The sequence below is a fragment of the Rhodococcus sp. UYP9 genome, from assembly GCF_040547235.1.
Classification (GTDB): domain Bacteria; phylum Actinomycetota; class Actinomycetes; order Mycobacteriales; family Mycobacteriaceae; genus Rhodococcoides.
In genome coordinates this window covers 1-1035 of sequence record NZ_JBEPPH010000025.1, presented here as the reverse complement: position 1 = coordinate 1035, position 1035 = coordinate 1, and the positions used below count along the sequence as shown (strand labels likewise).

At 61.8% G+C, this 1035-nt stretch carries 1 protein-coding gene; it reads right to left on the bottom strand.

All coding sequences use genetic code 11. The annotated features are described in order from the left end of the window. Nucleotides 1-1035, bottom strand: a 1035-nt coding sequence (locus ABIB36_RS21910) for an AMP-binding protein (protein ID WP_354563607.1), incomplete at both ends; no start/stop codon positions are given.

Genomic DNA, 1035 nt, shown 5'->3' with positions numbered 1-1035 from the left:
TCGAATCGGTTCAGGAACCACATCCGCTGCTGCGCCAACGACAACGGCACCACACCCGGACGCTCCCGCGCCACCAACGCAACCCGATCCCCCGACCCCACCGACTGCTCCACCCGAACCGCCAAACCACCCACCGACGGCGCCTCGAACACCAACCGCACCGGCACCACAGCATCCAACGCCACACCCAACCGCGACACCACCTGCGTCGCAATCAACGAATTACCACCCAACGCAAAGAAATCATCATCGACACCCACACGATCAACACCCAACACCTCAGAAAACACCCGCGCCACCGCCTCCTCCACCGGAGTCGACGGAGCCCGAAACACCACAGCCTCGAACACCGGAGCCGGCAACGCCGCACGATCCAACTTCCCATTCACCGTCAACGGCAACGCATCCAACACCACAAACGCCGACGGCACCATGTACGACGGCACCACCGCACCCAACGCCACCTTCACCTCACCCACATCCAAAGACACACCCACACCACCAACCACATACGCCACCAACTGATCCCCCGCAAACTCATCCACCCGAGCAACCACCGCAACATCGACCACCCCATCGACCCCACGCAACGCCGACTCGATCTCCCCCAACTCGATCCGGAACCCACGCACCTTCACCTGAAAATCACTACGCCCCACATACTCCAACTCACCAGAACCACCCCACCGCACCACATCACCCGTCCGATACAACCGAGAACCCACACCCACACCCGCAACACCGACAAACGGATTCGCCACAAACCGCTCCGCCGTCAAATCCACCCGACCCACATACCCACGCGCCAACTGCACACCCGCCAAATACAACTCACCCGACACACCCACCGGCACCGGATGCAACCGCTCATCGAGCACCAACACACCCGTATTCCACTCCGGCACACCAATAGGCACACCCGCAACATCACCCGCCCCCACCTCATGCACCGTCACCGACACCGCAGCCTCCGTCGGACCATACAAATTGAACAACGCACCCGCATTACCCCGACGGAACCACTGCGCCGTCGCA